General features: G+C 33.4%; 8 protein-coding genes. 5 read left to right on the top strand and 3 right to left on the bottom strand.

Features of this window, described 5'->3' with window-relative positions; genetic code table 11:
* The first annotated feature begins 222 nt into the window (after nt 1-222).
* Nucleotides 223-492 (top strand): phage antirepressor KilAC domain-containing protein, encoded by a 270-nt coding sequence (locus tag A4R26_RS04940; protein WP_081161500.1) that lies wholly within the window; start codon nt 223-225, stop codon nt 490-492.
* 141 nt (nt 493-633) lie between these two features.
* Here A4R26_RS04940 and A4R26_RS04935 read toward each other — a convergent pair whose 3' ends face one another.
* Both A4R26_RS04935 and A4R26_RS04930 read right to left on the bottom strand, forming a co-directional pair.
* The gene (locus A4R26_RS04935; protein WP_081161497.1) at nt 634-1245 is read right to left on the bottom strand and encodes a hypothetical protein; all 612 of its coding nucleotides are present in this window, start codon (nt 1243-1245) and stop codon (nt 634-636) included.
* 142 nt (nt 1246-1387) lie between these two features.
* Nucleotides 1388-1666 carry a hypothetical protein gene (locus tag A4R26_RS04930; RefSeq protein ID WP_081161494.1) on the bottom strand — a complete coding sequence of 93 codons (279 nt, stop codon included), beginning with the start codon at nt 1664-1666 and terminating at the stop codon, nt 1388-1390.
* Nucleotides 1667-2050: 384 nt separating this feature from the next.
* Between A4R26_RS04930 and A4R26_RS35335 the strand changes: the two genes are divergently transcribed.
* Nucleotides 2051-3277, top strand: coding sequence for a protein NO VEIN domain-containing protein (locus tag A4R26_RS35335; protein WP_207625679.1), 1227 nt, complete (start codon nt 2051-2053; stop codon nt 3275-3277).
* Between the two features lie 24 nt (nt 3278-3301).
* Nucleotides 3302-5212: a P-loop NTPase fold protein gene (locus A4R26_RS04920; protein WP_081161491.1), complete on the top strand. Its 1911-nt coding sequence runs from the start codon at nt 3302-3304 to the stop codon at nt 5210-5212.
* A gap of 93 nt (nt 5213-5305) precedes the next feature.
* Here the strand turns inward: A4R26_RS04920 and A4R26_RS04915 are convergent, their stop codons facing one another.
* A complete protein-coding gene (locus A4R26_RS04915; RefSeq protein ID WP_081161489.1) occupies nt 5306-5542 on the bottom strand; it encodes a helix-turn-helix domain-containing protein in 237 nt (78 codons plus the stop codon).
* 98 nt (nt 5543-5640) lie between these two features.
* Between A4R26_RS04915 and A4R26_RS04910 the strand changes: the two genes are divergently transcribed.
* Both A4R26_RS04910 and A4R26_RS04905 read left to right on the top strand, forming a co-directional pair.
* Nucleotides 5641-6057: a hypothetical protein gene (locus A4R26_RS04910; RefSeq protein ID WP_081161486.1), complete on the top strand. Its 417-nt coding sequence runs from the start codon at nt 5641-5643 to the stop codon at nt 6055-6057.
* 29 nt (nt 6058-6086) lie between these two features.
* Nucleotides 6087-6536 (top strand): hypothetical protein, encoded by a 450-nt coding sequence (locus A4R26_RS04905; RefSeq protein ID WP_081161483.1) that lies wholly within the window; start codon nt 6087-6089, stop codon nt 6534-6536.
* Nucleotides 6537-6796 lie beyond the last annotated feature (260 nt).

Genomic DNA, 6796 nt, shown 5'->3' with positions numbered 1-6796 from the left:
TTTCTCGAGAAGCTTCCTGATACATTTAATCGGGCAACAGCGATGGAAATAGCATCATTGATAGGTATCAAGGAAAAAACTGCTGAGAATTACATTACATGGTTTATTCGGGAAGGCCTACTTGAACGCTCAGTACAAAATCATTACCAAAAATTATAAAACTTTAAGGGGTTAGAGAAAATCTTCAGATTTCCTAACTCCTAATTTCCTAAAATTTATCTCATGCGCTTACATACATTTTATCAGGTAGCTCGACTATTAGGGGACTTAGGACTTGGAAGAAATAAAATATTTCAAATTCTTATGAAGAAAGAAATCATAAATAATCGGCACATTCCACAGCAGAAATTTATTGATGCAGGTTATTTGCAGTATAAATTAAAAGAGAAGTACTTAGCAAGTAAGAAAATTTATTATGTAGTATTGTATGCTACTGACACAGGGATTGGCTGGTTGCGAAATTTGTTAATTGAAGAAACAACAGTTGTATAAATTGTTACCGCAATTTACTATGGCCCCTATACGGCCAGTATTAAATTTTCGGTGAAGGTATCGCCCAATTTTTACTGGGCCAATATAGCGACCATAATGACCGTATATTGCACTATAGTTGCTTTATACGCATAATCACTTTTAATGGTTTTGTCTCCAAGTTATTGAAGGAGCATTAAGCTTAGCTTTTTCAATTTGCTGACCAAATTTTTTAATTGATTTTTCATCTTGGCAATCAATAGTTATTAAACTATCGTTCTCCATATATGAAATATAATCATGCCCCATGCTGTCGGAATAAGTAGCACAAATGATATTACTACTTGTTGTCCAGTCCATTGGTTCTAACTGATTGGTGGCTTGAAGTGAATGCCAAATAAAGCCGTATTTCCAGGCATTATTATGGAAGTCAGATTTAACTATAATATTTATTGCTGGGCCATTCCCAATATTTTGTATCCAATAGCGACCCCGAATTAAAGAAAAACTAATGATCGGTCTCTCGAGCATTCGGCTCCTAGTTTCGATAAATTTGTTGTTGGATTCATTGTACCCTTGGACATAGTAGGTCAATATTGCAAAAAGAATTAAGTTACAAATTCCAATAAAAAGGGAAACGAATGTTGCAAAATTCGCCCAGTCTTCAGCTTTAGCAGACACTCCATTTTTGGCAAAAACCAATAAATAAAGTATAAGGGGTATAACGCAGAATCCTAAGATTATTGAGGCAAGGGTTGGCTTTAAATTTTTCATACTTATTTATGTCGCAAGTATGGTTAAAATGTTACATTAACTATGTAAGTCATAACGTATAAACTTGATAAATGCCTTGCTATTCGACCCAATGCCACGTTAAGTTATTAGCTCATTAAATATTTTTAGAGAGAAGTGAAGTTTATTCGGCTTCTAAGCCTTCTTCAAATTGTGTTGGCAAAAGCATTTTCGCCTTCTCGTCTATTTTACACAATAACGGGGAAAAGAATTGCAACTCACTTTCTGATGAAAACAGCGGTATTAAGTAGTCTCCCAATCTAAAATGAATATGAAGTTCACTAATTTTTGGATGACCGCTTATTTTCGCATGTGCTATCCAGGAATCTGCAATACCATCAAGTTTAACAACCGCAACACATGACAGGCCATTGCCCTCAAAAGGGATATTTATATTTTCCATTAATTACTATTTATTCAAATTTATTTAATTTTTGAAATAATGCTATTTTACTTTATCCTATCCAATTAATAACTAAACACCTCAGGATAAATCTACCATTTTAGTGGTTAGGATTTAGGAAATTCGGAAACTCTATTCATTAAGAACTTCCTTTTAAGTTGGAATATAATTGGTTAAAGGCCATTATAGCAACTATGCGATTACTATATATTGTTCGGGAAATGTTCTGACGAGTCTCAAGTGAACCTGTATAACAGTTATCGTGGCGGTATATTAGATTATATAGATTGCATGTGCACTTACAAATATACCCCTTATTGCAGTTTGCATTGCTAAATGCTTTTTCTTAATTTTAGCAACCTCAATGAAGATAACCCCTTAGTCATGAATATACATCAATTACGAGAAGCGCAAGTGAGCTTTGAAAATAGCATGGAAAAAGTAATGGAGGCGAGGGCACCATTGCATGAGATCCGTGAACAATTTATTCGTTACTTTACTCCAGCTCGTATTAATCAAATGCAAATCCAAGATTACGCGTTAGGCTATTCAAAACCAGAAACAGGATTTAACTTCTGTTATGGAATAGAAAGACAATTGGATGGTTTAGGAAGAATTCGAGGTTCAAGAGCGCCTAAGTTTGGCATTTACTTCTCCTCCCGAGATCAACGATTACTAATTACTAAAAAATGGGGTGCTATAGAAGAAATTGCGTTTCCTAAAATAAAGCAAGCTATTATTGATATTATTGCAGCAGGGAACAGAAATGATCTTGAGGCAATTGCAAATAATCCACTTAGTCCAATGTTTAAAGGAAAAATATTGGCAACTTACTTTCCAGACACTTTTTTAAATGTGTTTTCTGAAGAGCATCTCAACTATTTTCTAATTCAATTCAATTTAGATACAGAATCACTGATAACCTCTGATGCTGTTTATAAGAAAAGGGCATTAGTAGACTTTAAAAATACTGATGCTGTAATGCAGCATTGGTCATTGGATTTGTTTTCTTACTTCTTATATAATTATTATCCAGGTAGGCCGCCTAAAAATAACCAGGTGGAAAATGACCCTCTAGCTAGGTATAGATTACCATACTTTCCTCCAAATCCTATACCAACAGTAGTAAGTTTAAATATACTTTCGCCAACAACCCCTCAATCAAATAATGAAAGAAGGACCGGAGGTGCTAATCCTGATTATGAGGCAGAAGCAAGAGAATTAAAACTCTTAGGTGAAAGAGGAGAAAAAATCGTTTTAGACATGGAGCGTAAGCGATTAAAGGATGCTGGTAAAACTAGATTAGCCGCTCAAGTGGAAAAAGCAAAATATGATTATGAAGGTTATGATATTTATTCTTTTGAAGAAGACGGCACTCCAAAGTATATTGAAGTAAAAACAACCAGAGCTAATGTTGGCAAGGTAAACTTCTTCTTATCCGCAAATGAATTAAGAAAAGCTATGGACTTGGCTAACTATCATGTTTATATAGTATTTGAAATATTAAAAGCTCAACCTAAAGTTTGGATGATAGGCAACCCCTTCAATCCAGAAAACACGAACGTCTTAAAAATACCAGTATCGTATAAGGTAACTATAAATGCAAAATGAATCAGGATTTAAAACATCAAGTATATGAATGAGCACATTACGGAATATTTGAATTATTACATCCGACTTCCCAAAGCTCCTCAATTTGCAGTTATGCTAAAGGGGAATTGGGGATGCGGGAAATCATTCTATATAAACAAATTTATAGAAGATAATGGCAGGGAAAAGTTCCTATACATATCTTTATACGGTGTTGGTTCTACAAGGGAAATTAATGAGCAAATATTTGAACAACTAAACCCAGTGTTGGCATCTAAAGGAATGAAAATAGTAAGAAAAGTTTTCACTAGTGTCTTGAAAACTGCGCTTAAAATTAATTTATCCGATAGCGGTGAAGTAGAAATTGATCCCGACCTTTCAAGTATTAACCTGCCAGACTATCTTACTAATGCTGATAAGAAGATAATTGTATTTGATGACTTGGAAAGATGTACCATGGATTTAGCAGTAGCATTAGGATATATTAATCAATTTGTAGAAAATAATGGAAATAAAGTTTTAATTGTAGCAAATGAACAGGAAATTATTTCAAATGAAGAAAAGCGAGAGAAAAAGAGGTATCAAAATATAAAAGGAAAGTTTGATAATAAAACGTTTGAAGGAGAATTGGGTAGTAATGAATTAAGCGAAAATGTAAAATATTTAAGGACGAAGGAAAAGCTTATTGGGAAAAGCTTTGAAGTAAAATCTAATTTTGATGAAGCACTTAATGAATTTATTACAGACCTACAAAATCAGGCATTCATTAACCTTTTAAATCAAAAAAAATCCTTAATTAAGGAGTTGTACAGTGCAGCGGGTTATAATAATTTGCGACATTTGAAACAGACTATTTTGGATTTAGAAAGGCTATATTTATTACTTCCACCTATTGCTCATAGGAAAGAAAATCTGATAATTGACTTGATTTCCCTTTTTCTTGCTATTTCATTTGAGTTAAAAAAAGGGAACATAAAAGAGGAAGATATACTGAATCTGTTTGCTGGGGGCCACCCGCTTTTATTTGACAATAAGGATTCCATATTCCAAAAACTAAGAGAGACTTACAGCATTGAATCATTTCCGTTGAATTCTAATTTATGGTTTGATTTTTTTAGCAAAGGGATAATTTCAAACAGAGATGAGCTTGAGCAGTCTATAAGAAATAGCCGCTATTTTCTAAATGAAAATACTCCTGCTCATATTAAGCTATGGAGTTGGACTGACTTAAGCGATGACGAGTTTGAAACATTATTTCAAAATGTATATAATTATTTTCAAAATGAAGAAGTTGAAGATCAGCACCTATTAGTTCATATAACATCAATGCTAGTTTATTATTCGGAAATAAACCTTATACCGATTGCTAAATCCCAAATAATATCATTAGCTAAAAAAAATGTTACTAATCTTAGAACCCAAGGGAAGCTATCATTTAATTATAACGACGGCTTCTCTGTTGACGCTTATGGATCTTTGGGTTATCATGGTAGGGATATTCAACAATTTAAAGACTTTATTGTGTATTTGAAAAAGGAAGCGCAAAAATATATCATTTCAAATTATCCCAATGAGGCTTCTACGCTTCTTACAGAAATGAAGAATTCTCCATTAAAGTTTGCACAAAAACTTACACTATCTAATACATCCGAAAATAAATATTACAACATTCCAATCCTTAAACATTTTGCAGTTAAAGATTTTGTAAATGCATTCCTTACTCTTTCTAATGAACATAAAAAACATATTGGGTCTATGATAAGAGAAAGGTATAGACATCTTGAGTTAGCAGCGGAACTAAAAGATGAATTAAAATGGCTTAAAAAGGTCAATGAAGAGCTAAATAAAGAGCAAAAGAAGCGAATTAATAAGCCAAGCGGGTTCATACTTAAAGGAATAGCGGAGCATTATTTAGCTCCTTCAATACAGGTATTAGAATCAATAAATTCTAACTAATTAGAAACCGCTTGTTATTCCTGACCTGGCAGCCTAAATTTGAAGTTCTAAGCTTTCAGAATCCTTTCCTAGCTTCGCATAGGATACTGGAAGCTACTTTTTCAATTTAATATCAACCAATACTTTTAAATCTATCTTTAATGCCTGGGCTATTACATAGAGAGTTGATATAGTAGGATTATTTTCTCCCCTTTCAATACGCCCAATTTGAGATAGGGGCACGTCTGCTTCATTGGCAAGATCTTCCTGAGATAATTCTTGCTGAGTGCGTAAATCTCTTATCCTGTCGCCTAATGCCTTTACTAAAGCTTTATTCTTAACATTTATCACATCGCCAAGATGTGGTATCGCCGTGATTTTTATTGACGCATATATGCGTTATTTAATTAAATTGCAATATATTCATTAATCTATTAAATACCAGCTCAATGCGCTTTATTTTAACCCTTGCAATCATTATTATTTCTTCATGTTCTGCTATTGAACTTAAACCAAATACAGATAAGGCATTTGAAAAAGTTAAAACTCAAAAATTCAATGCGCTTAGGTCGGGAGACATTTTTGAGGTAATCAAATTTGACAAAACCAATGGAGAAAATCTTACTGTATTTGGCCAGGATGTTTACCGGTTTCAATATTCAATGACTGTTAAGTTTAAACTCAACGCCCACAGTTTATTTAGAGACGATCTTAAAAATCTAATTACCGATGCTGAGCTTCGTGAAGAAGCCAATGACCACAAATACAACTTTGATATTGACAACTACTACCACTATAAATCAGGTCAACTAAAAGTGGTTAAGGGATGGGTAGAATTTAAAAAAACTGAAAATGGCTGGCAATAATTAATCACGCCCCTTAAATCAAAACCCATATGAGTTACATTGTTACAAAGCAAACAAAAAGCACAGGTGTTGCTATATTGCTCACACTCTTATTTGGAGGAATAGGACTTTTTTATGCCTCAATTGTAGGCGGAATTATTATGACGCTTTTATTTCCTGTCATTGTTTTTCTTCTGTTCTTTACAGGGCATTTTATAGCCAGCATTGGATTAGCTTGCAGTTACTACATTATTTGTATAATCTGGTCCATTGTTAGTGTATCAAGCTACAATAGAAATATTCAAAATGAATCGTCCCTTTTGGTTGCCTATAGACACACGCCCCTCCAAATCGCAGATGATAATTACTATGACCAATACCGAAAATCATTAAAAAAAGATCACTCTACGATATGGGTTATAGCAACCCTGTTAATTTGCGGATTGCTTTTCTATTTGGCCTATCACTTTAAATATCTTTTTTCAATAACACTTTTCTAATCTGGAAATAAAAGTTGCTGCAATATTATCATTACAACTTCTCATGTGATGATTAGGGGATTGCCTTCTATATAATTAAGAAAATTACTATTGCATATCAAATAATACATGCACTCATATTGATTATGTTCGAAATTTTTCAAAGTCTTTGGCCTCCCTTGGAGGCCTTTTTACCTTTGCGGTAAATTTTTAAAAATCTTCAACAATGGTAAAAGCTGATTATGATAAGGTAAATCATCTTTTCTTGGCCTACCCTGATG

This window comes from Niastella populi (assembly GCF_002078015.1).
Taxonomy (GTDB): Bacteria; Bacteroidota; Bacteroidia; order Chitinophagales; family Chitinophagaceae; genus Niastella; species Niastella populi.
The sequence above is the reverse complement of the archived record's forward strand: the minus strand, read 5'-3'. Positions and strand labels throughout refer to the sequence as shown.